The organism is Nonomuraea sp. NPDC046570, assembly GCF_040645915.1.
GTDB lineage: Bacteria > Actinomycetota > Actinomycetes > Streptosporangiales > Streptosporangiaceae > Nonomuraea.
Genome location: NZ_JBEYZF010000001.1, coordinates 232,933 through 257,863 on the forward strand (window position 1 = coordinate 232,933; position 24,931 = coordinate 257,863).

Genomic DNA, 24,931 nt, shown 5'->3' on the forward strand with positions numbered 1-24,931 from the left:
CTTCAGGAGGCGCGGCGCCCCGCCGCCGAAGGCTGAGTCTGAGTCTCCGTCGCCGAACCCGCCGAGCGCTGTGGCGGCACCACAGGAGTGGGCCTGACCAGGCCGAGCGCGACGACCTCGTTGGCCAGTCGGGTGCGCCGGTTGGTGCCCTCGGGAATCCGGAACTTCTGGTAGAGCCGCAGCAGGTGCTGCTTGACCGCGGCCTCGGTGACGACCAGGTCGTCGGCGATCTCACGCGCGGTGGCCGGAGCCACGAACGCCTCGTCCGACAGCGCCGGACGGCACAGCGACGTCAGGACGTCGACCTCCCGCCTGGTCAGCTCGGGTGCCGCTGCTCTGCGCAGCTCCACCTCCGGTGTGAAGTCCTCGCGGGGGACCCCGCCGATGCGCCCGCGAGCCGCGCCGAAGGAGACGACGTCGCCGTCGTCCAGCACCCTCCTGGCGATCGGCCTGCCGTTCACCCGGGTGCCGTTGCGGGACAGGCCCAGGTCAACGACATACAGGTAGGGTCCTCGCCGCACGAACTCAGCGTGGAGCCGAGACACACTCGGATCGGTCAGCCGGATGTCCACACCCCGGCCCCTCCCGATCGTCGTGATCTCGGGGCGCAACGGGACCACCTCGCCAGTGTCCTCGATGCGTATGAACGGCCCCTCCACGGCAGTTCCTCCCCAGGTAGCCCGCCGTAACTATTACTACAGCTCCGGCTTACCCAAACGAGGGGATGCGGAATCTCCTTTGCCATAAGCAGAATCCGTCATGAAATTGGTCTGGACCTCTGCGGCCGGTTTTACCTGCTCACAGGTAGACTTCGGACGAAGATAAGCGGAGGAAACCCACATGGCGGACAAGCCCACTAAAGGTCTCGCCGACGTCGTGGCGGCGTCAACAGCGCTCAGCGACATCGACGGCAAGGCCGGTCGCCTCTTCTATCGTGGATACGACATCCACGACCTGGCCGGCCGTACCACCTTTGAAGAGACCGCTCACCTGCTGCAGCGCGGCAAGCTCCCCAACCGTGACGAGCTGGAGGCGTACAACGCCGAGCTGGTCAGGGGGCATGAGCCAGGCGCGCTGGTCGCGGCGAACATCGCCGAGATCGCCGAGAAGCAGAAACCCATGGAGGCGCTGCGCTCGCTCGTCTCGCTGTCGGGCGCCGACGACGCCGACAAGGACTCGATCGCCCCGGACGCGAACCTGCGCAAGGCCGCGCGCCTGACCGCCCAGCAGCCGGTCCTCGTCGCGCGCTACCACGCCGCCCGCACCGGCGGCAGCGTCGCCGACCCCGACCCCGAGCTGAGCATCGCCGCGAACTTCCTGCTGCAGATCACCGGCCGCACCCCCGCGCCGCGCGAGGTCGAACTCTTCGACACCTGCCTGGTCTTGCACGCCGACCACACGATGAACGCCTCCACGTTCGCCGCCCGCGTCTGCGCCGCGACCCTGTCGGACATGCACTCGGCCATCGTCGCCGCCATCGGCACGCTGAAGGGCCCGCTGCACGGCGGCGCGAACGAGCAGGTCATGAAGACGCTGGAGTCGATCTCGCCCTCGGGCGTCGCCCAGGCCGTCCGCGACAAGCTGGCCGCCGGCGAGAAGATCATGGGCTTCGGCCACCGGGTCTACAAGACCGAGGACCCGCGCGCCACCCACCTGCGCAAGATGTCGGCCGAACTGGCCGAGTCCTCCGGCGACGACACCTACTATCGGATGTCGAAGGAGATGGAGGAGGTCGTGTTCGAGACCAAGGGCCTCTATCCCAACGTCGACTTCTACGCCGCCTCGGTCTACCACTACCTGGGCATCCCGACCGACCTGTTCACGCCCGTCTTCTCGATCAGCCGCATGTCCGGATGGACCGCGCACGTGATCGAGCAGCATGCCGACAACCGCCTGATCCGCCCGGACAGCGAGTACATCGGCGAGCGTGACCAGAAATGGAAGCCTCTGCTGGAGCGATGAGCCTGAACGACGATCGCACGCGAGCGAGCTGGGGACCGTACCCGCTGATCCTGGCGGGTGCGGCCCTCGCCGTGCTCGGGATCTTCCTGATCGATCTCGAATGGGGCGGATTCACGCTGGGCGCCGTGCTGATGGTCGGGGGCGCGCTCCGGTTCGCCGGGTACGGCGGGCAGCTCGCCGTACGAAACGAGAAAATAGACGCCATCACCCTCGCGGTGTTCGGATTCGCCTTGGTGATCACCGCGATGTTCCTGCAGTATCCGCAACTCAAGGACCTAATCGTCCGATGACCGGGCGGATCGCGGGGCTATGTCGTCAATCCGATAGCCTCAACGGCCAGTGAGCCTGGTCAGTTGTCTGTCATGAAGGGGAACACACGCATGCCCAAGATCAAGGTAGAGGGCCCCGTCGTCGAACTCGACGGCGACGAGATGACCCGGATCATCTGGCAGTTCATCAAGGACCAGCTGATCCTTCCCTACCTCGACGTCGACCTGAAGTACTACGACCTCGGCATCGAGCACCGCGACGCCACCGACGACCAGGTCACCATCGACGCCGCCCACGCCATCAAGAAGTACGGCGTGGGCGTCAAGTGCGCCACCATCACTCCCGATGAGGCGCGCGTCGAGGAGTTCGGCCTCAAGAAGATGTGGAAGTCCCCGAACGGGACCATCCGCAACATCCTCGGCGGCGTCATCTTCCGCGAGCCGATCATCATGTCGAACGTCCCGAGGCTCGTCCCCGGCTGGACCAAGCCGATCGTCGTCGGCCGTCACGCCTTCGGCGACCAGTACCGCGCGACCGACCTGAAGATCCCCGGCGAGGGCACGCTCACCCTGACCTACACGCCGAAGGACGGCTCGGAGCCGATCGAGCTCGACGTGTACGACTTCCCGGGCCCCGGCGTCGCGATGGCGATGTACAACCTGGACGACTCCATCCGGGACTTCGCCCGCGCCTCCATGCGCTACGGCCTGTCCCGCAACTACCCGGTCTACCTGTCGACGAAGAACACGATCCTGAAGGCCTACGACGGCCGCTTCAAGGACATCTTCGCCGAGGTCTTCGAGACCGAGTTCAAGGCCGACTTCGAGGCCGCCGGCATCACCTACGAGCACCGCCTGATCGACGACATGGTCGCGGCGGCGATGAAGTGGGAGGGCGGCTACGTCTGGGCGGCCAAGAACTATGACGGCGACGTCCAGTCCGACACGGTCGCGCAGGGCTTCGGCTCGCTCGGCCTGATGACCTCGGTCCTGATGACCCCCGACGGCCAGACCGTCGAGGCCGAGGCCGCCCACGGCACGGTGACCCGTCACTACCGTGAGCACCAGAAGGGCAACCCCACCTCCACCAACCCGATCGCCTCGATCTTCGCGTGGACCCGTGGCCTGCAGCACCGCGGCAAGCTCGACAACACCCCCGCGGTGAGCGACTTCGCCGAGAAGCTGGAGCAGGTCTGCATCGAGACCGTCGAGGGCGGTCAGATGACCAAGGACCTGGCCCTGCTGGTCGGCGGCGACGCCAAGTGGCTGACCACCCAGGACTTCCTGGCCGCGCTGGACGAGAACCTGAAGAAGAAGATGGCCTGACCTCCATCCCCCCGCATCACGACAACGGCCGCCCCACGGGGCGGCCTTTTCGCGTCCGGGTCCCGGCGACGCGGCCCGGTCCTCTCCTGACCCACTTTTTTGATCACGCTCAGAGTGGCTACCCCCTGGAGTGGGGTAGTAGCCCTTCGTATCAGTGGCGCGCGTCGAGTATCGGGGGGTTCCGATGCGTTTGCGGTTTCTTGGTGGGGCGAGTCTGGTCGTGGTCGGAGCCATGGTCGCGGGGTGCGGCGGATCGGGTGACGAGGCCGTACCCGCGAAGGCGAAGATCGACGACGCGGCGGTGATGAAGCAGGCCAAGGTGGCGCGCGCCGCGGCCGCGGCGAAGGTGAAGGCCAACGAGCTCGGCCAGGTGCCCGTGCTGATGTTCCACCGGGTGGTCGACCACCCGACCACCCAGGACGACAGGACGCCCGCCCAGTTCCGCGCCGACCTGGAGCGGCTGGTCCGGGACGGGTACGTGCCGGTCAGCGCCGCCGACTTCGTCCAGGGCAAGATCAACATCCCGGCGGGCAAGCACCCCGTGGTGCTCACCTTCGACGACTCCTCGCCCTCGCAGCTCACCCTGGACGAGATGGGCGTGCCCAGACCCGGTACGGCCGTGGCGATCCTGCAGGACGTGGCCAAGAAGAATCCCGGGTTCAAGGCCGCCGCGACGTTCTACGTGACGCGTGACATGTTCGGCAAGACGACGCCGGAGGAGAAGGCGCAGGCGCTGCTCTGGCTGAAGGACAACGGCTTCGACATCGGCAACCACACGCTCGACCACATGAACCTGCGGGGCAAGTCACAGAAGGACGTGGAGAGCCAGATCGCCGCGGTGCAGAAGCTGACCAGCTCGCTCGCCTACCTGTCGCCGGTCACGCTGGCGCTGCCGTACGGGAACCAGCCGAAGAACAAGAGCTGGGCGATGCATGGGAAGTTGGGGAATGTCTCCTACAAGCATGGTGGGGTCTTCCTGGCCGGGTACACGCCGGCTCCGGCGCCGTTCAACAAGACCTTCGATCCGCTGGGCATCCCGCGGATCAGGGCCATGGACAAGAAGGGCGACTGCGCCCAGTTCTGCTCGACGGCCTGGCTGGACTGGCTGAAGAACAACCCGGACCAGCGCTACACCTCCGACGGCGACCCGCAGACGGTGGCGTTCCCCAAGTTCAAGGCTCCGTTCGTGGCCAAGCAGTTCGCGGCCAAGGCGCTGCCGTACTGAATTCGGTGGCAGGGGGTGTCGAGCGTCAGCGCCAGCCGATCCGCTCCCGTAGCAGTGTCTGCTGGGCCGGGTTGGCGGTCAGGTGGAGCGCCCGCTCGTCGGCCAGCCGGGCCTCCTGGCGGCGGCCCAGATCCCGCAGCAACTCGGCCCGCGTGGCGTGGAACAGCGGGTAGCGCTCCAAGGCCTGCTCCAGCTCCGTCAACTCCGCCAGCGCCGCCCGCGCTCCCCGGGCGTAGCGCACCGCCACCGCCCGGTGCAGGCGGGCCACCGGCGAGGGCGTCAGGCACAGCAGCATGTCGTAGAGCGTCACGATCTGCGGCCAGTCGGTGTCGGCGAAGGTCGCGGCCTCGGCGTGGCAGGCCACGATCGCCGCCTGCACCTGGTACGGCCCCGGCCGGCGATGTGCCCGGGCCGTGCTCGTCAGCAGCGCGGTCGCCCGCTCGATCGCCGCCCGGTCCCACAGGGCGCGGTTCTGATCGGCCAGCAGCACCAGACGGCCGTCGTCGAAGCGGGCCGCGCCGCGCGCCCGGTGCAGCCTGATCAACGCCAGCAGGCCCGCCACCTCCGGCTCCTTCGGCAGCAGGCCGACCAGCAGCGCGGCCAGCCACTCGGCGTCCTCGACCAGGTCCCGCGCCTGCGCGCGCTCCGGGGTACTGGACAGATATCCCTCGTTGAGCAGCAGATAGATGACCGCCAGCACCTCCTCCAGCCGTGCGGGCAGGTCTTCGGCCACCGGAAGGCGGTAGGGGATCCCGGCTTCGGAGATCTTCCGCTTGGCGCGGGTCAGCCGCTGCGCCACCGTGGTCTCGGGCACCAGGAACGCGGCGGCGATCTGCGCGGTGCTCAGCCCGCACACCACCCGCAAGGTCAGCGCGATCTGCGCGGCCCGGGACAGCGCCGGGTGGCAGCAGATGAAGACGAGCCGCAGCCGGTCGTCCGGCGCGGACGGCGACGGCCGGGTCAGCTGGGCCAGCTTGGCCCGGTAGTTCGATTCGCGCCGCAGCACGTCCAGGCCGCGGCGCCGGGCCACCGTGAACAACCAGGCGTCCGGCCGCTCCGGCACCCCTTCGACCGGCCAGCGGCGAAGCGCCGTCTCGACCGCGTCCTGGACCAGGTCCTGGGCGGCCGAGAAGTCGCCCAGCAGCGACATCAGGGACGCCGCGAGCCGGCCCGCGTGCTCGCGCACCACGCGGGCCAGCGCCTCTCGGCTCGCCTGCTCACCGGTCTGTTCGTTCACGAGGCGGGGCGGATCTCCACGATCGGGCAGGCCGGCCAGGAGCGGGCCAGCCGCAGAGCCTGGTCCAGGTCTTCGACCTCGACCTCGACGAATCCGCTGACCACCTCCTTGCCCTCCACGAACGGCCCGTCGGTGACGACCGGCTCGCCGCCGCCCAGCCGTACCGTGGTCGCGGTGTGTGCCGGGTGCAGGTGCGCGTTATGGGTGATCTGGTCGGCGTGGTCGGCGAACCAGCGGCCCACCGCCTCGTACGCCGCGTCTCGTTCGGCCTCGCCCATCGCCTCCAGTTCCTTCGCGTACTCCTCGGTCTCCACGAACATCAACACGTACTTCACGTTGGCCCCCTCGATGTTGTCCTTTACCAGGAAGACGATTCGCGAATCAATCCATACGACACCATCGGTCAAAGAGAATCTGTAACTGAGTTAAACTTCTAACCGAGTTAACTCAGGAGGCGCAGCATGGACGGACTCGCGGAGGAACAGGCCTACGTGGAGGCGTGCGCCGTCGCGCTCCAGCGGATGCTCGACGGCGCCCGGCACAACGTGGTCGTCGGCGAGACCGTGGCGGGGGACCGCTACAGCGCCGAACGGCTCGGCCGGCATCTCAAGAGCCTGGCGAAGGAGCTGGGCGAGGCGCCGGCGGGGCCGCCGTTCTTCGGGCGGCTCGACTTCGGCGAGGGCGAGCACGCGGGACGGCGCTACTACCTCGGCCGCCGCCACATCACCGGCGAAGCGGGCCGCCAGCCGATGGTGATCGACTGGCGGGCCCCGGTGTCGACGGCCTTCTACCGCGCGGGCGCGCACGACCGCCGCGGCGTGACCGTCCGCCGCCGGTACGGCTGGGCGGGCCAGAGCATGACCGGCTTCGAGGACGAGCACCTCGACGGCAACGACCGGCCGGACAGCGCCATCCTGGCCGCCGAGATCGAGCGCCCCCGCGTCGGCCCGATGCGGGACATCGTCGCGACCATCCAGCCCGACCAGGACGAACTGGTCCGCGCCGAACTGGACGACTCGCTCTGCGTGCAGGGCGCGCCCGGCACCGGCAAGACCGCGGTCGGCCTGCACCGGGCCGCCTTCCTGCTGTACGCGCACCGGCGGCGGCTGCGCCGCGGCGGCGTGCTGATCCTCGGGCCGAACCGGGCCTTCCTCGGCTACATCTCGGCCGTGCTACCCGCCCTCGGCGAAGTGGACGTCGAGCAGACCACCCTGGACGCGCTGCTCGCGCGCGTCCCCGTCAAGGGGGCCGACGACGAGGCAGCCGCGCTGGTCAAGCACGACGGGCGGATGGCCGAGGTGCTGCGCGGGGCGCTGTACGCGCGGGTCCGCAGGCCGGTGGAGCCGGTCGCGGTGGCCGACGGGTCCGCCCGGTGGCGGGTGACCGAGGAGGAGCTGCGGCGCATCGTGGACGACACCCGGCGGGAGGCGGTGCCGTACCTGGTGGGGCGGGAGCGGGTGCTGGCGCGGACCGTGGAGCGGCTGCGGCGGCAGGCCGATGCGCGCGGGCGGATGGTCAACGCGGTGTGGACGGGGCGGATGGTGCGGGCGGTGAGCGGGTTCCTCGACGCGGTGTGGCCCGTCGTACGGCCGGAGGAGGTGCTTGCGGAGTTGCTGGGGGACGCGCGGGTGCTGGCCGAGGTGGCGGAGGGAGTGCTCACGGATGCCGAGCAGGCGGCGATCGGGTGGCGGAAGCCGCCTCGGTCGTACAAGAGCGCGAGCTGGTCGCCCGCGGACGTCGTCCTGCTGGACGAGCTGGCCGGGCTGCTCGAACGGCCGCGCGGGTACGGGCACGTGATCGTGGACGAGGCTCAGGACCTGTCGGAGATGCAGTGCCGGGCGATCGCGCGGCGCAGCGAGCACGGCTCGATCACCGTCCTGGGCGACCTGGCGCAGGGCACCACCCCGTGGGCGGCCCGCGACTGGCGGGTCAGGCTGTCCCACCTCGGCAAGCCCGAGGCCGAAATGATCGCGCTGACCACCGGCTTCCGGGTGCCCGCCGAGGTGGTCGAGCTGGCCAACCGGCTGCTCGGCGTGCTGGCGGTGGACGTGCCCGAGACCCGCTCGTACCGGAAGGACGGCAGGCTGACGGTCAGGCGGGTGCCGGACCTGAGGGCGGCGGTCGTCGCGGCGGCAGGGGAGGCGCTGGGCTTCGAGGGGTCGATCGGGGTGATCGCCGCCGACGGGCGGGTGGACGAGCTCTGCGAGGCGCTGTGGGACGCCGGGTTCGACGTGGCCGGGCCGGAGGACGGCGCGGCCAGGCTGACCGTGCTGCCCGCCGCACTGGCCAAGGGGCTGGAGTACGACCACGTGATCGTGGCCGAGCCCGCCGACATCGTCGAGGCGGAGGCGCGCGGGCTGAACCGGCTCTACGTCGCGCTCACCAGGGCGGTGTCCCGGCTCGACGTGCTGGCCTTCAGGGCGCTGCCGTACCCTCTCGGGTCCTGAAGCTGATTCCGGCCGCCCGCAGCCGTTCGATGAGCGGCTCGCCCATCGCCACCGCCGTCGTGACCTGGCCCGCCACCTCGGGCACGTCGTCGAAGGCCAGGCAGAGCGCCGCCTCGGCGAGCATCTTGGCCGTCTCGTCGTAGCCGGGGTCGCCGCCGGACACCTCGGTGATCACCCGGGCGCCGCCGCCCTCGCCGACGAACGTCGCCTTGAACCAGTGCCGGGCCCGCCGCTCGGGCGAGGGGCCCTGGCCCGGCCTGAGCCTGTCCAGCAGCCAGGACCTGGCGGGCGGGAGCTGGGCCAGCGCCACCAGCGCGCCCGCGCCCGCCGCCACGCCCAGCGCGGCCGGCAGGCTCCTGACCGCGTAGTGGTGGCGGTAGGTGAAGTCGGGGCCGTAGCGGTCGAGCGCGCGGGCCGAACGGCCGACCACCTGCGGGTCGATCGACGGGAACGGCAGCGCCCAGCCGCCAACGTTCCGCAACCGGCCCGGACCCGACCGCACCCGCCGGCCCATGAGGGGCGGTTCGGCGGCCCGGCGGGCCCTGGCCGCCTCGGCCATCTGCCGGTGCCTGGCGAAGGCGGTCATGGCCGAGTGGAAGGTGCCGCCCGACACGCCCGCGTCGGCGGTGACGAACCCGTCCACGGTGAGTGGCACACCCTGCGGCAACCGGCGGACCGTGTACAGGACGCCGAGGTCGTACGGGATGGAGTCGAAGCCGCAGGAGTGGACGAGCTTCGCGCCGGTCTTGGTGGCGTGCTCGTGGTGGAGCAGATACATCCGGTCGACGAACTCGGGTTCGCCGGTCAGGTCGAGGTAGTGGGTGCCGGCGTCGGCGCAGGCGGCGACGAGCGGGCCGCCGTACGACAGGTAGGGGCCGACTGTGCTGGCGACCACCCGCGCCTGGCGCGCCACCTCGGCCATGGACTCCGGGTCGGTGGCGTCGGCCACCAGGATCGGCACGCCCTCGTGGCCCAGGGCGGCGAGCTTGCCGCGGTCGCGCCCGGCCAGCGCCCACCGGCAGCCGGTCCCCGCGACCCGGGAGAGGTAGGCGGCGGTGAGCGCTCCGGTGAACCCGCTCGCTCCGAACAGCACGATGTCGTACGCACGCTCCATACGCCCGACCCTCTCAGGACAAGGCTTCGGCGACCAGGAGGGAGTCGGGCGCGGCGTTCCGCGGGTGGGTCGTGCCGGTGGCGACGTCGACGACCAGGTGCCCGTCCGTCGTTCTGACCAGGACGCGGTCGGCGCCGAGCCAGCGGACGGCGCTCCTCAGCCCCGGGACCGCCAGGGATCGGGTCGCCTTGCCTGTGGTCAGGTCGACCAGCGCCAGGCCGCTCGACATGGCGCTCGCCGCGGTCCTGCCGTCCGGGGAGATGGCCAGGTGGTCGGCCAGATTGCTGGGGATGGGGACGCGTCTGAGCGTCGTGCCGTCCGGGCCGATCTCGGTGAGGTCGGTCGCCCACAGGTGGCCGGGGATCTTGTCGCTCGGGCGGGTGGTGGTGAGGACGACGCCTTTCGCGGTCCAGCCGTGCAGCACGTCGTCGCCCCCGACCTTGACCCGGTGCTGTGCTCCCGAGGTGAGGTCGGTGATGGTCAGCCGCTTGCCGCTGCGGGCGCCGAGAAAGCGGACGTCGGGGGAGAAGAGCAGCGTGTCTCCGTCCGACCGGGAGATTCGGGGGGTGACGGGGGTGGTCTTGCCGTCGAGCAGGCGCCGGATGACGAGGTCGTCGGTGTGGTAGGCGGCGAGCGTGCCGTCGGGGCTCAGCGCGAGCGGGCCCGACTCGCCGGTCTTGCGGGGGAGCCACCAGCGGCGGCCGTCCCTGCCGACGAGGTGCCATCTGTCGCACGTCTTCGGGTCGTCGATATCGCCTTGGCAGGCGGGGCGGTAGCCGTACTCGATCGGGCCGGTCGCCTGGGTGGTCAGTTTCGTCGCGGGGGCGGTGGGGACGCCGAGTTCCGGTGGGGCCGTGTCCGCCGGTGTGATCACCCAGTAGGCGGCGGCGAGCAGGAGGAGGAGCGAGAGGGCCGTTCTCATTCGGGCACCTTGGCGAAGACCGCGTCGGCGGGGGCGACGGTGTCGAGTTTGCGGACCTTGCCGGACTTCATGTTCAGCAGGTGGAGTTCGTCGTCGGATATCCGGATAAGGGCGTGGTCGGGGTCCTTCCAGCCGAGTACCTGGGGGACCTCGAAGAGGTCGTTCGGTGACTTGATCGGCTTGCGGTCCAGGACGGCGCCGGTGGCCGGGTCCATCGTGACCAGGACGCCGGGGGTGAGGACGAGCAGGCGCTTCCCGCCGGGGACGAGCCAGGCGTGCAGGGTCGGGTCGAAGGGCACCCGGGTGAGGACCCGGCCGCGATGGTCGAGGGTGACGAGTTCGGTGTCCGCGGCTCCGGCGGCTTCCCTCGGGTGCGTGGTCGCCACGACCAGGTCCTGGTCGAGGCCGATGATCCTGGCGAGGCCGGGGGACTCGACGCTGTGGCCCGAGCCCAGGTCGACGAGGTGGAGGCCGCGGGGCGTCAGGAAGGCCAGGTGGCGCGAGTCCGCCGAGAACACGGGGGAGGAGCCGTCGTACTCGCGGGTCTTCCCCGAGCCGAGTTCGAGGCTGACGAGCTTGCGGGTCGTGCGGTCGGTGAAGGCGACGCGCCTGCCGTCCCCGCTCACCGCCAGCGGGGCGGTTCCTTCGGCTCGGTAGATCGGTTCCTTGCTCGTGGCGGACGACAGGACCCACCAGAGGTGGCGGGTGCGGCGGCCACTGTCGGCGGTGGTGACATCGGTCACCGTCTTGGCGTGCACGACGGGAAAGGTGAACGATCCATCCTGAATCGGGACCGCCTGGGTTGACGCAGGCGTCTCGGGTAGCGTGAAGAGGATCATCAGCGCCGCCGCGGCCGAGGCGGCCAGCACGCGTGGCAGCCAGGGCTCCGCCGCCCTGTCCGCGAGGAACGGCCTGGTCCCGATGTACAGGGCGATCAGCGGGTATGGCACGCCGAACAGGAGCGCGCCGACCAGATGGACCGGGGACCCACCGCGCAGCGCGAGCCACACCATGACGACTCCTCCACCGGTCGCCAGCACCTGCGCGGACCTGGACCGGATCGCGATCTCCGCGGCCACCCGCTCGGCCGTCTCCTCGGCGATCGGCCGCCTGACGAGCCGGGAATGCAGGTGCGTCACGGCCAGCGCCACCACGAGGGCGGCGAAGGTCCAGAGCCGCTCGGCCGGCGCGACGCGTCCGTGGAAGCTGTCCCAGACGGTGCGGCCGATGAGCACGGCGGCGAACGCCAGAGACATGCTCCTGAAGATCGAAACGGCGGGGGAGAGCAGGCGGATTCCCGCCAGGGCTATCGGGCGTGGGCGTGTCAGGCGCGGTGAACGGGTGAGCGCGAAGCCACGTCCGCGGGCCGGGCGGGAAGTCTCGGTGAGACCGCTGGTACGCGTCGCCCGCAGTTCCCCCAGGAGGACGCCCGCGAACCAGCCCGTGGTCAGCCAGAAGCTGTGCAGGCCGAAGGTGCCGCGCAGGAGGGCAGCGCCCAGGATGGAGACGGTCAGGCCGGCGGCCAGGCCGCTGGCGCGCCACATCCGGGTTCGCCTGAGGTAGGCGATGACCAGGTTGCCGTTGGCCGGGACGATGGGAAGCCGCTGGCGGGTGGCGAAAGCGCCAAGGCGTTGCGGGCTGACGCGGTTGTCGGTGGCGAGCCAGATGTACAGAAACGCTGCACCTGGAATCACCAATAACAGTTCTAAACCCACGCCACCCCTTCCCCTATAAGCCGTCAAACTAGCAGGATCACCACTAGTTGATCTATCGGTGGGATGAATAGTGATTTCTCCGGATATATGGAGTCAGTTGGACCCGGACGCGGGCCGTCTCTCGCTGCGCGGGCGGCGGTGGGCGGTCATGGTGGTGGCCGGGCTGGTGGCGGTCGGGATGCTGGGGATCTGGGCCTGGCCGGGCGGGGGCCTCGTGCCCCGTCTCACGGTCAGCGGCGTGGGCTCGTGGCAGCGGACGGCGGAGGACGGTTCGCGGGAGTTCGCGATCGAGCTACGGGTCGACAACGAGGGACGGGTCGCCCAGACGGTCGAGGCGATCGGGCGGAGTGGGCCGGGACTGCGCCTGCAAGAAGTGGAATACGAGGGCGTGTTTCCGCATGAGCTGGGGGCGCGGGGCCGGATGCTGGTCACCTTGGTCTACTCGATCACGGACTGCTCCGCCGTACCCGTGGGAGCATGGCCCGTTCCGGTACGGGTGGGAAGCTGGTGGGGTGGGGTGACGGTTGAGGCCGAGGACCCCCGCGCCGACATCGAGGCCTGGTACGCCTCCCCGGTGGAGCAGCTCTGCGGCGAAGAACTGTGACGTCACGAAGGGTTAACGAAACCCTGGGAGGTTGCTGGGCGTCGTAAAGTTTGCCTCGTCGGTCTTTGCCAACGTGGGGATGACGAATGCCGCAGATCGCGCCGCTGATGGCGGGCGACCCCAGCCAGCTGGGGTCGTTCACGCTGTCCGGGCGGATCGGGGAAGGCGGTCAGGGGATCGTCTACCTCGGCATTGACGGCCAGGGTCAGCGTGCGGCGATCAAGCTGCTGCACGTGAAGTTCAGCGGCGACACGATCGCCAGGTCGCGCTTCGCCAGGGAGCTCAAGGCGGCCCAGCGGGTCGCCTCGTTCTGCACGGCCAGGGTGGTCGAGGCCGACCTGGAGGGCAACACCCCCTACATCGCCAGCGAGTACATCGACGGCCTGCCGCTCAGGGAGATCGTCGACAACGACGGGCCGCTGACCGGCTCGGCGCTCGAACGGCTGGCGATCGGCACCGCCACCGCGCTCACCGCGATCCACCACGCCTCGATCATCCACCGGGACTTCAAGCCCGACAACGTGCTCATCGCCGCCGACGGGCCCAGGGTGGTCGACTTCGGCATCGCCCGGATCATCGACTCGACCGGCACGATCACCAGCAGGGCGATCGGCACGCCCGCCTACATGGCGCCCGAGCAGATCGCCGGCGACGACATCGGCCCCTACACCGACGTGTTCGCCTGGGGCGCGACGATCGCGTTCGCGGCCACCGGGGTGACGGTGTTCGAGGGCAACTCGATCGCGGTGGTGCTCAACCGCATCCTGAACCACGAGGTGGATGTCGAGCCGCTGCCGGAGCCGCTGCGCGGGGTGGTGCGCTCGGCGCTGGCGAAGAAGGCGGAGGATCGGCCTTCCGCCGACGAGATCCTGCTGCGGCTGCTCGGCCACCCCGCCAAGGCCGACGCCTCGCCCGCGGTGCTCAGCCAGGGCGTGCAGGTCGCCTCCGACGACACCACGCCGATTGCCAGACTGCCCACGAGCGTGACCGACCCTCCGGCACCGACCCCGGCTACCCCTCCCACACCGGCCACCCACCCGACCCCGGCCAAGCCCACCCAAGGGGCCCACCCGACCCAGGCCAAGCCGACTCAGGGGGTCCACTCCGCCCAACCGACCGCGCTCGCCCAGCTCGTCTCTCCGCCCCACGCGGCTCAGCCCGGTCATCAGTTCTCGACCGGGCAGCGGTGGTCGTCCGGTCATGAGGCTCTGGCCGGGCGTCAGGGGCCGCCCGGTGGGCAGGTGCCCGGCCGGGCGGAAGGGGCCGGGCCCGCGCGCAGGCCTAGGACGAAGGCGCCGTGGATCGCTCTGGCCGTGGCCGTCGTGCTGGTGGCGGCGGTGGTCCTCGCGACGCTGGCCAAGGGCTGGCCGCTGGCCCTGGGGACAGAGCCGGTGACGACGAAGCGGGCGGGCGCCGGCTTCGCCTCGGTGGCCGACAAGATCGCCGCGACCGGGCAGGTCAGGATCGGGATCAGGAACGACGTGCCCGGGGTGGGCTTCCAGAACAGGCCCGGCTCGCCGTACGAGGGATTCGACATCGACGTGGCGCGGCGGCTGGCGGCCGAGCTCGGCGTCAGGGACCCGAGCCAGATCACCTTCGTCCCGCTGACCAAGGCCGAGCGGGTGTCGGCGCTGGAGAGCGGGAAGGTCGACCTCGTCGTCGCCACCTTCTCCGTGGACGACAGCGGGGCGCAGTTCGCCGGGCCGTACTATCAGGCGCACCAAGACGTGCTGGTGCGCGACGACGGCTCGATCGAGAAGCTGGCCGATCTTCGGGGTAAGACCGTGTGCAACCAGGGCAGTACGGCGGTGGGCAAGGTGCAGGACCTGGTCACCGTGAAGCTGGTGCGCGGCACGGACTACGCGGACTGCATGCGGAAGATCAGCGAGGGCGAGGCCGACGCCATGACGGGGGACGACCTCATACTGGCCGGATTCGCCAATAGGGAGAACGTCCGTTACAAGATCATCGGCGCCCGGTTGAGCAACGAGCGGTACGCCGTGGCGGTCGCCAAGGGCGACGCGCGGACCTGTGAGGCCATCAAGGGCGCGATCGGCGAGTTCTACGCGCAGGGCGTCCAGGGCTCCCTCGTCAGGACCCATTTCGGGCACGTCGACTTCAAACCCGACCTGAAAGTGCCCGCGATGGAACCCTGCCGATGACGAGCGGGTAACATCCCAAAGTCACCATTCATCCTGTGAGTTGGGGGAAGGCCATGGCCACGCCCGTCAAGGTAACCGTCACCGGAGCCGCCGGTCAGATCGGCTACGCCCTGCTGTTCCGCATCGCGTCGGGCCAGCTGCTGGGCGCCGATGTCCCGGTCAAGCTGAGCCTGCTGGAGATCCCGCAGGCGGTGAAGGCGGCCGAGGGCACCGCGATGGAGCTCGACGACTGCGCCTTCCCGCTGCTCTCCGGCATCGAGATCACCGACGACCCGAACGTCGCCTTCAACGGCACCAACGTCGCTCTGCTGGTCGGCGCCATGCCGCGCAAGGCCGGTATGGAGCGCGGCGATCTGCTCGGCGCCAACGGCGGCATCTTCGGCCCGCAGGGCAAGGCGATCAACGACCACGCGGCCGACGACATCAGGGTCCTGGTCGTGGGCAACCCGGCCAACACCAACGCCCTCATCGCCCAGCAGAACGCGCCCGACGTCCCGGCCGAGCGCTTCACCGCGATGACCCGCCTCGACCACAACCGCGCGCTGTCCCAGCTCGCGGCCAAGCTCCAGGTCCCGGTCACCGAGATCAAGAAGATGACCATCTGGGGCAACCACTCCGCCACCCAGTACCCCGACCTGTTCCACGCCGAGGTCGGCGGCAAGGTCGCGGCCGAGCAGGTCGACGCCGAGTGGCTGAAGGACACCTTCATCCCGACCGTCGCCAAGCGCGGCGCCGCGATCATCGAGGCCCGTGGCGCGTCGAGCGCGGCGAGCGCGGCCAACGCCGCGATCGACCACGTCTACGACTGGGTCAACGGCACCGACTGGACCTCCGCCGCGATCCCCTCCGACGGCTCGTACGGCGTGCCCGAGGGCCTCATCTCCTCCTTCCCGGTCCGCTCGGTGGGCGGCAAGTGGGAGATCATCCAGGGCCTGGAGATCGACGCCTTCTCCCGCGAGCGCATCGACGCCTCGGTCAACGAGCTGGTCGAGGAGCGCGACGCGGTCAAGGAGCTCGGCCTCATCTGAGTTCCACTCGTGAACGCGCACGTCCCGCACCGGCGGGGCGTGCGCTTTCGCGTTCACGGCATGCCTGTCCCCGCGTGTCGGATCCCCCGTTCGCGCAGGTCACAAAGGGAGAATGGGGGCCGACTTTCGGGGGTTGGTTGTTCATGGGGCATTTCCCGGCGAGGTTCCTGGCCGGTTTCGTTGGCATCGTGGTCGCGGGGAGCCCGCTCGTCGCGTACGCGGGCGACGGGGGACGGGCCGACCTGTCGGTCCGGGTGACCACCTCACCGGCCGTGGCCCAGCCGGGCCAGCCGATCGCCTACCACGTCCAGGTGGGCAACGCGGGCACGGGTGAGGCGGTGCTGCCCGTGCTCAGGCTGGTCGTTCCTCAGGGGGTGCGGGTCGTCGGCGTGGACGTGGCCACCTGCCGGCCGGGCGGTACGCCGAACGAGGTGGTCTGCCCGTCCAGCCAGAACGTGCCGCCGGGCGGCACCGGCGCCGTGATCGTCAACGGGATCGTCAAGCCCGGCGCGCGCGGCCCGCTGCGGGCGATCGCCGCCCTGACCGCCCAGGCGCCCGACGAGAACGAGCAGGACAACATCGCGGCCGCGATCACCGAGGTCGGCGAGGGCGCCGACCTGGGCCTGCGGTTGCGTGGCGGCCCCCGGGACGGCGGGGTCGCGCTGGCGGCGGTGGTGAGCAACAAGGGGCCGCACACGGTCCGCGACGCGTATGTGTTCTTCCGCGGCCCGGTGGCGAGGCTCGTCTCCACCGCGGACGACCGCTGCCGCCGCCACCAGGGCTACGTCGCCTGCCGATTGCGCGCGATCCGGCCGGACGGGGAGGCCAGGGTGCGTCTCATGCTGTCCCCGCCGCACCAGGCGCTGACCGCCAGGGCCAACGTGTTCTCCGTCCAGCTCGGCGACCGCCACCCAGCCGACAACAAGGCCAGCACCCGCGTCGGCGCCGCGCCCGCCGTCACCTGAGGGCGGGTGCGCTCGGCCCAGCGGGCGACCGGGGGTAAGGCCAGCGCGCTGCGCGCGGCCCTTAGCCGGTTCGTGGGTGTGCGGTGGGGCAGTGCTGGCCCGGTTTCTTCGCCGGGGAATCCGTGGTGGTCGCGAACACCACTCCGGCGGCGGCCATGATGCTGCCGATCAGGATGAGGGCACAGAAGAGGAGTTTCGCGACCCTCGGTGAAATGCTCCTCACATTTCGGTATCACAGCACATATTTACTCGGCGCACACGGCGTTCAGCCCAATGTCACCGCGGAATCGCGTTCCAGGCGTCCGCCACGATCTCGCTCATCGAGGTGCGCTCGGGCTTCCAGCCCAGCTCGCGCTGGATCTTCTCGGACGAGGCGACCAGTACGGCGGGGTCGCCCGGCCGGCGCGGGCCGACCACGGTGGGGATCTCGTGCCCGGTGACCTCGCGGCAGACCTCGACGACCTCCCGCACCGAGAACCCGGTGCCGTTGCCCAGGTTGTAGACGCGGTGCTCGCCCTCGGTCGTCGCGTCGAGCGCGAGCAGGTGGGCGCGGGCCAGGTCGGCGACGTGGATGTAGTCGCGCACGCAGGTGCCGTCGGGCGTCGGGTAGTCGGTGCCGAAGACGCTGACCGACTCGCGCTCGCCGGTGGCGACCCTGAGCACGTTCGGGATGAGGTGCGTCTCCACCGTGTGGCGCTCGCGGTAGAGGTCACCGCCGGGGGCGGTGTAGGCGCCGGCCACGTTGAAGTAGCGCAGGCTCACCGCGCCGAGTTTGTGCAGCCCCGAGTAGGCGGTGAGCGCGGTGTCGACGGCGAGCTTGGAGGCGCCGTAGGGGTTGGTCGGCCTGGTCGGGTCGGTCTCCAGGATGGGGGAGCGCTCCGGCTCGCCGTAGGTGGCGGCGGTGGAGGAGAACACCAGGCGGCGCACGCCGTACTCGTGCATGGCGTGCAGCAGGGCGAGGGTGCCGCCCAGGTTGTTCGACCAGTAGAGGCCCGGCTTCTCGACCGACTCGCCGACCAGTGACCGGGCCGCGAAGTGCAGCACGCCCTCCACGCCGTCGAGCGCGTCGCCCGCCTCGGTGATGGGCCGGTTCACGAAGCGGGCTCCCCGCGGCACCGCGTCGGCATGCCCCGTCGACAGGTCGTCCAGCACGGTCACGTCGTGCCCGGCCTCGACGAGCTGGGCCGCGACGACGCTGCCGATATAGCCGGCGCCTCCGGTGACCAACAGCTTCATGTTCACCTCTGTTGAAATATGTGTGATTTTGTACGGCTCGCCGCCCAGCATACGCGCCGCCGGTCTCTGGTGCGCCGAAACAGGCCGAGTACGCTGTCAAACCACTACTCGACCCATGTCGAAAGCCATCCCTTGAACACCGTTGCGGCCAACATCGCACTAGTCCTGCTGTTCATCCTGATCGGCGGTTTCTTCGCGGCGGCCGAGATGGCCATGGTCTCCCTCCGGGAGAGCCAGGTCCGCCGCCTGGAGCAGCTCGGACGCAAGGGCGCCCGGGTGGCCAAGCTCGCCCGCGACCCGAACCGCTTCCTGTCGGCCGTGCAGATCGGCGTCACCGTGGCCACCATGATGTCGGCCGCGTTCGGCGCCGACCGCCTCGGCACGCATCTGGTGCCGGTCCTGGAGCGCTGGGGCATGCCCCGGACCTTCGCCTCGGCGTTCGCCCTGGTCCTGGTCACGCTGGCCATCTCCTACGTCTCCCTGGTGCTCGGCGAACTGGCGCCCAAGCGGCTGGCCCGCCAGCGGGCCGAGGGCCTGTCGCTGCTCGTCGCGCCGTTCCTGGACCGGCTCGCCTCGCTGTCCAGGCCGGTGATCTGGGCGCTGTCGAAGTCCAGCGACGGGGTGGTCAAGCTGCTCGGCGGCGACCCCGAGACCGACCGGGAGGAGATGACCACCGAGGAACTGCGCGACATGGTGGTCGGGCACACCGACCTGACCAGCGACGAGCGCAGCCTGATCGCCGAGGTCTTCGCGGCCGGCAAGCGGCAACTGCGCGAGGTGATGCTGCCGCGCACCGAGGTCGAGTTCATGGAGGCGGACACCGCGCTGGCCGAGGCGGCGGTGCTCGCCGCCGCGATGCCGCACTCGCGCTTCCCGGTCTTCCGCGACTCCTACGACGAAATCCTTGGCTTCGTCCACGTCAGGGACCTGCTCGACCCGGTGCTCACCGGCCGGATCGAGCCGATCAGCGAGCTGGTGCCGATCCGCCCGGTCAAACTCGTGCCCGCCTCCAAACGCGTGCTGACCACGCTGTCGGAGATGCGCGACGAGGGCCACCACCTGGCCATCGTGGTCGACGAGTACGGCGGCACGGCCGGCATCGTCACCCTGGAGGACCTGGTCGAGGAACTGATCGGCGACATCAGGGACGAGTACGACATCGAGGACGACCACCCCGTCCTGCTGCCCGCGGGCGAGATCGAGGTCGACGGCCTGACGAACCTCAACGACTTCGCCGCCCAGACCGGCATCAGACTGCCCGACGGGCCCTACGAGACGCTCGGCGGCTTCGTCATGGCCGAGCTCGGCCACCTGCCCGGACTCGGCGAGCAGGTGCAGATCCCCGGCTTCGAAATGATCGTCACCGAACTGGACGGCCGCCGCATCTCCCGGGTCCGAGTACGGCGGCGCATCGTCATCGAGTCGCAGCCCGACCAGGATTCCTGACACAATTGCCTGCTATGGCCAGACCACGTGTACTCTCCGGCATCCAGCCCACCGCGGACTCATTCCACCTGGGCAACTACCTGGGTGCGGTCCGCCAGTGGGTGACGATGCAGGAGACGCACGACGCGTTCTACTGCGTGGTCGACCTGCACGCGATCACCGTGCCGACCGACCCCGCCGATCTGCGCCGCCGCTCCCGGGTGGCCGCCGCGCAGATGTTCGCCGCCGGTCTCGACCCCGAGCGCTCGACCGTCTTCGTGCAGTCGCACGTGCGCGAGCACACCGAGCTGGCGTGGGTGCTGATCTGCCTCACCGGCATGGGCGAGGCCGCGCGCATGACCCAGTTCAAGGACAAGTCAGCCAAGTTCGGGGAGAACGCCGCCAGCGTCGGCCTGTTCACCTACCCGATCCTGCAGGCCGCCGACATCCTGCTCTACCAGGCCGACCGCGTCCCGGTCGGCGCCGACCAGAAGCAGCACCTGGAGCTCACCCGCGACCTGGCGCAGCGCTTCAACCACCGCTTCGGCGACACCTTCACGCTGCCCGAGCCGCACATCCTCAAGGAGGTCGAGAAGATCACCGACCTCCAGGACCCGACGGCGAAGATGTCGAAGTCCTCCTCCAGCCCCGCGGGCATCCTCGACGTGCTGGAGCAGCCGGGGCCGCTGCGCAAGAAGGTCATGCGCGCGGTGACCGACACCGGCTCCGAGGTCGCCTTCGACGAGGAGAACAAGGCGGGCGTGTCCAACCTGCTGCGCATCCAGTCGGCGCTCACCGGCACCCCGATCCCCGCCCTCGTCGAGCGGTACGCGGGCCAGGGCTACGGCTCGTTCAAGAAGGACGTCGCCGAGGCCGTGGTGGACACGTTCACCCCGATCCGCGAGCGGACCGAGAAGCTGCTGGCCAACGAGGCCGAGCTGGACCGGCTGCTGGGGATCGGCGCCGAGCGGGCCCGCGCGGTGGCCCGGGAGACCATGACCCAGGTACGGGACAAGGTCGGCTTCCTGCCCGGCGGCTGACACGCACGAACCTGCACGATCGCGGACGATCGGGGTAGTGACAGGCATATGGCGAGCCTGAGCGAGCGCGTGGCGGCGGTCAAAGCCCGCGGACGCGACCTGACCACGCACTACCGGGTGCGCTGGCTCTGGCTCGACCATCTGATCAGGAGCGTGCAGCGCTACCAGATCCAGTTCGGTGACCGCCTGGCCGGGGCGGTCACCTACTTCGCGTTCCTGTCGCTGTTCCCGCTGCTCGCACTCACCTTCTCGGTGTTCGGCTACGTCCTGGCCGACAACGCGCAGGCCATGGAGACGCTCAAGGCGGCGGTCCGCGAGCAGCTTCCCGGGCTGGCCGACCAGCTCAACATCGACGCCATGGCCGGGGCGCGGGTCAGCGCCGGGATCATCGGCCTGATCGGCCTGCTGTACGCCGGGCTCGGCGCGGTCGCCGAGCTGCGCGGCGCGCTCCGCGAGATCTCGATGACCACCACGCCGGCGCTGAACGTCGTCCTCGGCAAGCTGCGCGACCTGGTCACGCTGCTGCTGCTCGGCGCGACGATGCTGGTCTCGGTCCTGGTCGGCGGGTTCGCCACGCAGGCCACGACGGTCGTCTCCCGGTTCCTCGGGATCACCGAGGGGGCCGAGGCCGTACTGGTGCTCGTGGGCGTCGTGGCCGGGATCGCGGCGGACTGGCTGATCTTCCTGATCATCCTCGGCTGGGTGGCCAGACCCACCCAGCCGTTCCGCATCCTGGCCAAAGGGGCGCTGCTCGGCGGGATCGGCTTCACGGCGCTCAAGCAGCTCGCCGCCCTGCTGCTGTCCCACACGCTCAACAACCCCGTCTACGGCACGTTCGCGGTGACGGCGGGTCTGCTGCTGTGGATCAACTTCTCCGCCCGCCTGACCCTCTTCGTGGCCTCCTGGACCGCCACCTCCGGCTGCCCCCCGCCCCCGTCTCCCTCTCCGCCTCCGGCCGGCGGCTTCTAGGACGGCGAGTCCCTCACTCCTCCGGCCGGGGCCGCAGGCGGGTGCGGCGGCGGATGCCGTACAGCAGCCAGGTGCCGCCGCCCAGGATGCTGGCGCCGATCGCGATCGAGCCGATCATGCGGCTGGTGTCGTTCTGGCCGGAGGCCGCCGCGTCGAGCAGGGGGACGTTCTGCGGGTTCGCCTTGGCGGGCGCGGAGGCGATCACCTGCTGGGGTGCGGGCTTGGCGGGCAGCGGGTCGACGAGGCGGCCGACCGGGGTGACCTTGCCGGTGGCGGCGAACCCCCAGTCCAGCATGTCCGCGACCTCCTCCCAGAAGTAGCCCTCGTGCCGCAGGATCGTCACGACGATCGTGTGGCCGTTCCTGGTGGCCGCGCCGACGAAGCTGCCGAGCGCCTTGGAGGTGTAGCCGTTCTTGACCCCGACCATGCCCTTGTAGCGCCACAGCAGCTTGTTGTGGTTGCCGATCTCGTAGTAGCCCTTGGGGGCCGGGAACTTGGCGCTCTTGGTGCTCACGTAGCGCCGGAAGACGGGGTTGGCCAGGCCCGCTCTGGCGATGAGCGCAAGGTCGTAGGCGGAGCTGCTCTGGCCGGGCTTGTCCAGGCCGCTGGGCGTCTTGGCCACCGTGTCGTTGGCCTGCAGGCGCTTGGCCTCGGCGTTCATGTCGGCGAGCGTGGCGGCCAGGCCGCCGTTCGCCTCGGCCAGCGCCATGGCCGCGTCGTTGCCGGAGCTGAGCATGAGGGCCTTGAACAGGTCGTCGACCTTGTAGATCGGCTTGGGCGCCAGGCCGACGGCGCTGCCCTCCTCGTTCACGGCTCGCATGCTGGGCTTGACCTTGAGGTTCCGGTCGAGCTTGGGGATGAGCGCGACGGCGGTCAGCGTCTTGAGCGTGCTGGCCGGCAGGAAGCGGCCGTGTGCGTTCCTGGCGGCGAGCACCTCACCGGTCGTGGCGTCGGCGATCACGAACGAGGTGGCCTTGGTCTTCGGCGGCGCCTTGAACCCCGCCGGCTTCACCAGGCCGCGGCTGCCGAGCAGTTCGCCGCCGATCGGTGTGTTCGCCCCGGTGGGAGGGTCGATGAGGGCGGTGGCGTAGGCCGGCCCGGTGAGCGTGATCGCCGCGAGCAGGGCAGCCCCCGCTGTCAGTTTCGTCCCCATAGCGGTCTCAGCGTAGCTTCGTCACTTTGCGCATGTGCCGTGACTTCCCCCGATGAGTCGCCCTCGATACTTGAGGGATGGGCATGTCACGAAAGATCGCCGGATTCCTGATCATCCTCGGGGCGTTCATGATATTCGAGTGGATCAATCTTGGGTTTAACCTCGCCGACGGCCACCAGACGAGCTTCTACGTGGTGCACGGCGTCCTGATCGTGGTGAACGTCATCCTGGGGGCGGTGCTGGCCGTCATCGGCTGGCGCGGCCTGAAGGGGAGTGGCGCCTTGAAAGGCTAGCCGCCGCAGAGGGCCTGGCGGGTGAGGTCGTGCAGTTCGTCCGCCTCCTCGCGGGAGTCGCCGATCGTGGTGAAGCCGAGCTTGCCGTACTCGGGGACGGCGCCGAGCAGGTGCAGGACGTTGCCGGTCCGCCGTACCGGGTCGAAGCCGAGGCCCAGTCGCTCGATCAGCCGCACCACCTCGCCGGGGGCGCGCCCGCGCAGGTGGGGGGCCGAGCAGTTGTCGGTCGCGGTGTAGTACTTGGGCTGGTCGCCGCACATCAGCAGGCCGGTGGCGGGGTCGTAGGTCGCGCCCGTGGTGAGCATCGTCGCGCCGAACGGGTGGGTGGTGCCGCCGATGCGCAGGTTGATCTCGCAGAGCAGGGCCCGGTAGCCGGCGTCGGTCTTCAGCGCGAAGAAGTCCATGCCGAACAGCCCGACGACGCCCCGGTCGGCCAGTACGCGGGCGATCCTGGCCGCCGACACGCCCACCTCGGCGCGGTACTCGGGCGCGGCGGGGAAGGTGCAGCCCTGGTAGACGTCGCTGTTGCCGCCGCCGAGCACCTGGTCGTGGGTGGCGACCACGTCGGCCTTCCCGCCCGGGCTGATGTGCGCCAGGGCGCTGGGGTAGTAGAGCGGGCGGTGCTCGATGTACTCCTCGACGACCGCGCCCCGCTCGGCGATCTTCAGGGCGAACGTCTCCCAGGTCTCCTCGGCCGCGGAGAAGCTGGTGGGGGAGCTCGCCAGCGGCCAGTCCCCCTTGGTGACGATGGCGTTGCCGAGGCCCGAGTAGCCGTCGTTCAGCTTGACCATGACCCGCTCACCGGGCAGCGAGAGCGCCGCGTCCTCGGCCTCGGTCAGCGTGCGCAGGTCGCCGAAGCCGCGCGCCATGGGCACGTTCGCCTCCAGGCCGACCTCGCGCGAGCCGCTCTTGGAGCCGTAGGAGGACAGGGACATGGCCGGGCCGTAAATCGGGACGGAGAGCTGGGAGGCGAGCTCCTCCTCAAGGTCGCTCATCACGAACGGCACCAGCCAGGCGTCCTCACCCATGGCCTCGCGGATCCGCTCCACCAGCGCGGGACGCCGCAGGATGCTCCGGGTGAGCGGCTGGGAGAACGGGTCGTCGACGCTGATCAGCCGCAGGCGCTCGGCCGCGCTCTCGGGGTCGGGCAGGAAGCCGAGGTAGTACTCAACGGTGGCGGGGTCGACGGGCACCGAGGAGACGTAGACCACCCGAACCCCTGGTGCACGGAGGGTGAGCAGCAGGAAGAGCAGCCGCTCCTCGTAGCACCTCGCCCCCGTGATGCGGCGGAGCTCGTCCTGCGGAAGGGAGAGCGAGGGCACGACCACCAGGGTCCCCTCACTCGGCTTGAAGATGCTCAGTCGTGCATGCTTCTCCCCGAACGGGATATTAGTGATCATATAGCGAGTGAAACACGCATTCTTCGCATTTACATGGATCCGGGTGGTGTCAATGGCTAGACGGAAGGTGACAGGATTCAAAATCGCAGTGCACGTTTGGAAGTCGCGATCCTGGGCCAGTACCTAATGATCCCTTGTGACTATTTCGGGACCAGGCCCGCTGCTCACGGAACGTGACGACCTGCGGTTACGGGCGCGCCGCAGACCATCTTTCGGCGTAGTCGTCCGCGGGAAGGCACCCGGGGGAGATAAAGTCGAGGCATCGCCGACGGAGGCACGACCTGACCGGTCATGCTTCTCCGTGACAGCCGATGGCTGACGATCTCATGCACCGGACTCATGGGTGCGGCATTAGCTGGCTGCCCTGACCGGACGGCTACCGCAGTGGGACAACAAGACGAAGAAAGATTGCTATGAGCCGTGCGATTCCGGGCAATGG

The 24,931-nt window shown here is 69.9% G+C and carries 22 protein-coding genes; 13 read left to right on the top strand and 9 right to left on the bottom strand.

Annotated elements, in window-relative coordinates:
- Nucleotides 1-2 precede the first annotated feature (2 nt).
- The gene (locus ABZ911_RS01135) at nucleotides 3-659 is read right to left on the bottom strand and encodes an FHA domain-containing protein (protein WP_358050066.1); all 657 of its coding nucleotides are present in this window, start codon (nucleotides 657-659) and stop codon (nucleotides 3-5) included.
- A gap of 181 nt (nucleotides 660-840) precedes the next feature.
- Here ABZ911_RS01135 and ABZ911_RS01140 point away from each other — a divergent pair, with 181 nt between their 5' ends.
- The 4 genes from ABZ911_RS01140 (at nucleotide 841) to ABZ911_RS01155 (ending at nucleotide 4,782) form a co-directional block, all read left to right on the top strand.
- Nucleotides 841-1,962 (top strand): citrate/2-methylcitrate synthase, encoded by a 1,122-nt coding sequence (locus tag ABZ911_RS01140; RefSeq protein WP_358050069.1) that lies wholly within the window; start codon nucleotides 841-843, stop codon nucleotides 1,960-1,962.
- Nucleotides 1,959-2,252: a DUF3017 domain-containing protein gene (locus ABZ911_RS01145; protein WP_358050072.1), complete on the top strand. Its 294-nt coding sequence runs from the start codon at nucleotides 1,959-1,961 to the stop codon at nucleotides 2,250-2,252. The genes ABZ911_RS01140 and ABZ911_RS01145 overlap by 4 nt, the downstream gene beginning before the upstream one ends.
- A gap of 90 nt (nucleotides 2,253-2,342) precedes the next feature.
- Nucleotides 2,343-3,557, top strand: a complete 1,215-nt coding sequence (locus ABZ911_RS01150; RefSeq protein WP_358050075.1) for an NADP-dependent isocitrate dehydrogenase — start codon at nucleotides 2,343-2,345, stop codon at nucleotides 3,555-3,557.
- A 184-nt stretch (nucleotides 3,558-3,741) separates the two neighbouring features.
- On the top strand, nucleotides 3,742-4,782 hold the full coding sequence (locus tag ABZ911_RS01155) for a polysaccharide deacetylase family protein (protein ID WP_358050078.1): 1,041 nt from the start codon (nucleotides 3,742-3,744) through the stop codon (nucleotides 4,780-4,782).
- Between the two features lie 25 nt (nucleotides 4,783-4,807).
- Here the strand turns inward: ABZ911_RS01155 and ABZ911_RS01160 are convergent, their stop codons facing one another.
- Together ABZ911_RS01160 and ABZ911_RS01165 are read right to left on the bottom strand one after the other, a co-directional pair.
- Complete coding sequence (locus ABZ911_RS01160) at nucleotides 4,808-6,019, bottom strand: sigma-70 family RNA polymerase sigma factor (RefSeq protein WP_358050081.1); 1,212 nt, start codon at nucleotides 6,017-6,019, stop codon at nucleotides 4,808-4,810.
- Entirely contained in the window at nucleotides 6,016-6,354 is a 339-nt protein-coding gene (locus tag ABZ911_RS01165; protein ID WP_358050084.1) for a YciI family protein, read from the bottom strand. Before ABZ911_RS01165 ends, ABZ911_RS01160 begins: the two co-directional genes overlap by 4 nt.
- A 126-nt stretch (nucleotides 6,355-6,480) precedes the next feature.
- Between ABZ911_RS01165 and ABZ911_RS01170 the strand changes: the two genes are divergently transcribed.
- The gene (locus tag ABZ911_RS01170) at nucleotides 6,481-8,466 is read left to right on the top strand and encodes an AAA family ATPase (protein ID WP_358050087.1); all 1,986 of its coding nucleotides are present in this window, start codon (nucleotides 6,481-6,483) and stop codon (nucleotides 8,464-8,466) included.
- Here the strand turns inward: ABZ911_RS01170 and ABZ911_RS01175 are convergent.
- The 3 genes from ABZ911_RS01175 to ABZ911_RS01185 are packed head-to-tail and all read right to left on the bottom strand — an operon-like array spanning nucleotide 8,435 to nucleotide 12,196.
- A complete protein-coding gene (locus ABZ911_RS01175; RefSeq protein ID WP_358050090.1) occupies nucleotides 8,435-9,580 on the bottom strand; it encodes a saccharopine dehydrogenase NADP-binding domain-containing protein in 1,146 nt (381 codons plus the stop codon). The two genes, ABZ911_RS01170 and ABZ911_RS01175, sit on opposite strands and share 32 nt — an antisense overlap.
- 13 nt (nucleotides 9,581-9,593) lie before the next feature.
- Entirely contained in the window at nucleotides 9,594-10,502 is a 909-nt protein-coding gene (locus tag ABZ911_RS01180) for a hypothetical protein (protein ID WP_358050093.1), read from the bottom strand.
- The gene (locus ABZ911_RS01185) at nucleotides 10,499-12,196 is read right to left on the bottom strand and encodes a hypothetical protein (protein ID WP_358050096.1); all 1,698 of its coding nucleotides are present in this window, start codon (nucleotides 12,194-12,196) and stop codon (nucleotides 10,499-10,501) included. Before ABZ911_RS01185 ends, ABZ911_RS01180 begins: the two co-directional genes overlap by 4 nt.
- A 118-nt stretch (nucleotides 12,197-12,314) precedes the next feature.
- Between ABZ911_RS01185 and ABZ911_RS01190 the strand changes: the two genes are divergently transcribed.
- The 4 genes from ABZ911_RS01190 (at nucleotide 12,315) to ABZ911_RS01205 (ending at nucleotide 16,976) form a co-directional block, all read left to right on the top strand.
- Complete coding sequence (locus ABZ911_RS01190) at nucleotides 12,315-12,821, top strand: hypothetical protein (protein WP_358050099.1); 507 nt, start codon at nucleotides 12,315-12,317, stop codon at nucleotides 12,819-12,821.
- Between the two features lie 86 nt (nucleotides 12,822-12,907).
- Nucleotides 12,908-14,983 carry a serine/threonine-protein kinase gene (locus ABZ911_RS01195; RefSeq protein ID WP_358050102.1) on the top strand — a complete coding sequence of 692 codons (2,076 nt, stop codon included), beginning with the start codon at nucleotides 12,908-12,910 and terminating at the stop codon, nucleotides 14,981-14,983.
- Nucleotides 14,984-15,036: 53 nt separating this feature from the next.
- Nucleotides 15,037-16,011: a malate dehydrogenase gene (locus tag ABZ911_RS01200; protein WP_358051423.1), complete on the top strand. Its 975-nt coding sequence runs from the start codon at nucleotides 15,037-15,039 to the stop codon at nucleotides 16,009-16,011.
- Nucleotides 16,012-16,154: 143 nt separating this feature from the next.
- Nucleotides 16,155-16,976, top strand: coding sequence for a hypothetical protein (locus tag ABZ911_RS01205; protein WP_358050105.1), 822 nt, complete (start codon nucleotides 16,155-16,157; stop codon nucleotides 16,974-16,976).
- A 276-nt stretch (nucleotides 16,977-17,252) separates the two neighbouring features.
- On the opposite strand, the gene galE is transcribed toward ABZ911_RS01205, so the two are convergent.
- Nucleotides 17,253-18,212, bottom strand: a complete 960-nt coding sequence (galE, locus tag ABZ911_RS01210; protein WP_358050108.1) for a UDP-glucose 4-epimerase GalE — start codon at nucleotides 18,210-18,212, stop codon at nucleotides 17,253-17,255.
- A 132-nt stretch (nucleotides 18,213-18,344) separates the two neighbouring features.
- On the opposite strand from galE, the gene ABZ911_RS01215 reads away from it, so the two are divergent.
- The 3 genes from ABZ911_RS01215 to ABZ911_RS01225 are packed head-to-tail and all read left to right on the top strand — an operon-like array spanning nucleotide 18,345 to nucleotide 21,646.
- Complete coding sequence (locus tag ABZ911_RS01215; protein WP_358050111.1) at nucleotides 18,345-19,658, top strand: hemolysin family protein; 1,314 nt, start codon at nucleotides 18,345-18,347, stop codon at nucleotides 19,656-19,658.
- Nucleotides 19,659-19,672: 14 nt separating this feature from the next.
- Nucleotides 19,673-20,677: a tryptophan--tRNA ligase gene (trpS, locus tag ABZ911_RS01220; RefSeq protein ID WP_358050112.1), complete on the top strand. Its 1,005-nt coding sequence runs from the start codon at nucleotides 19,673-19,675 to the stop codon at nucleotides 20,675-20,677.
- 48 nt (nucleotides 20,678-20,725) lie between these two features.
- The gene (locus ABZ911_RS01225; protein WP_358050115.1) at nucleotides 20,726-21,646 is read left to right on the top strand and encodes a YihY/virulence factor BrkB family protein; all 921 of its coding nucleotides are present in this window, start codon (nucleotides 20,726-20,728) and stop codon (nucleotides 21,644-21,646) included.
- A gap of 13 nt (nucleotides 21,647-21,659) precedes the next feature.
- Here ABZ911_RS01225 and ABZ911_RS01230 read toward each other — a convergent pair whose 3' ends face one another.
- Nucleotides 21,660-22,799, bottom strand: a complete 1,140-nt coding sequence (locus ABZ911_RS01230; protein WP_358050118.1) for a D-alanyl-D-alanine carboxypeptidase — start codon at nucleotides 22,797-22,799, stop codon at nucleotides 21,660-21,662.
- Nucleotides 22,800-22,882: 83 nt separating this feature from the next.
- Here ABZ911_RS01230 and ABZ911_RS01235 point away from each other — a divergent pair, with 83 nt between their 5' ends.
- Nucleotides 22,883-23,092, top strand: a complete 210-nt coding sequence (locus tag ABZ911_RS01235) for a hypothetical protein (protein ID WP_358050121.1) — start codon at nucleotides 22,883-22,885, stop codon at nucleotides 23,090-23,092.
- Here the strand turns inward: ABZ911_RS01235 and ABZ911_RS01240 are convergent.
- Nucleotides 23,089-24,492, bottom strand: a complete 1,404-nt coding sequence (locus tag ABZ911_RS01240; protein WP_358050124.1) for a peptide ligase PGM1-related protein — start codon at nucleotides 24,490-24,492, stop codon at nucleotides 23,089-23,091. The genes ABZ911_RS01235 and ABZ911_RS01240 overlap by 4 nt on opposite strands.
- Nucleotides 24,493-24,931: the final 439 nt, after the last annotated feature.

Coding starts and splice junctions, on each gene's coding strand:
- ABZ911_RS01150 (WP_358050075.1), top strand. CDS start 2,343: ATGCCCAAGATCAAGGTAGAGGGCCCCGTCGTCGAACTCGACGGCGAC.
- ABZ911_RS01200 (WP_358051423.1), top strand. CDS start 15,037: ATGGCCACGCCCGTCAAGGTAACCGTCACCGGAGCCGCCGGTCAGATC.
- ABZ911_RS01145 (WP_358050072.1), top strand. CDS start 1,959: ATGAGCCTGAACGACGATCGCACGCGAGCGAGCTGGGGACCGTACCCG.
- ABZ911_RS01195 (WP_358050102.1), top strand. CDS start 12,908: ATGCCGCAGATCGCGCCGCTGATGGCGGGCGACCCCAGCCAGCTGGGG.
- ABZ911_RS01170 (WP_358050087.1), top strand. CDS start 6,481: ATGGACGGACTCGCGGAGGAACAGGCCTACGTGGAGGCGTGCGCCGTC.
- galE (WP_358050108.1), bottom strand. CDS start 18,212: ATGAAGCTGTTGGTCACCGGAGGCGCCGGCTATATCGGCAGCGTCGTC.
- trpS (WP_358050112.1), top strand. CDS start 19,673: ATGGCCAGACCACGTGTACTCTCCGGCATCCAGCCCACCGCGGACTCA.
- ABZ911_RS01240 (WP_358050124.1), bottom strand. CDS start 24,492: ATGATCACTAATATCCCGTTCGGGGAGAAGCATGCACGACTGAGCATC.
- ABZ911_RS01225 (WP_358050115.1), top strand. CDS start 20,726: ATGGCGAGCCTGAGCGAGCGCGTGGCGGCGGTCAAAGCCCGCGGACGC.
- ABZ911_RS01205 (WP_358050105.1), top strand. CDS start 16,155: ATGGGGCATTTCCCGGCGAGGTTCCTGGCCGGTTTCGTTGGCATCGTG.
- ABZ911_RS01175 (WP_358050090.1), bottom strand. CDS start 9,580: ATGGAGCGTGCGTACGACATCGTGCTGTTCGGAGCGAGCGGGTTCACC.
- ABZ911_RS01140 (WP_358050069.1), top strand. CDS start 841: ATGGCGGACAAGCCCACTAAAGGTCTCGCCGACGTCGTGGCGGCGTCA.
- ABZ911_RS01155 (WP_358050078.1), top strand. CDS start 3,742: ATGCGTTTGCGGTTTCTTGGTGGGGCGAGTCTGGTCGTGGTCGGAGCC.
- ABZ911_RS01230 (WP_358050118.1), bottom strand. CDS start 22,799: ATGGGGACGAAACTGACAGCGGGGGCTGCCCTGCTCGCGGCGATCACG.
- ABZ911_RS01180 (WP_358050093.1), bottom strand. CDS start 10,502: ATGAGAACGGCCCTCTCGCTCCTCCTCCTGCTCGCCGCCGCCTACTGG.
- ABZ911_RS01235 (WP_358050121.1), top strand. CDS start 22,883: ATGTCACGAAAGATCGCCGGATTCCTGATCATCCTCGGGGCGTTCATG.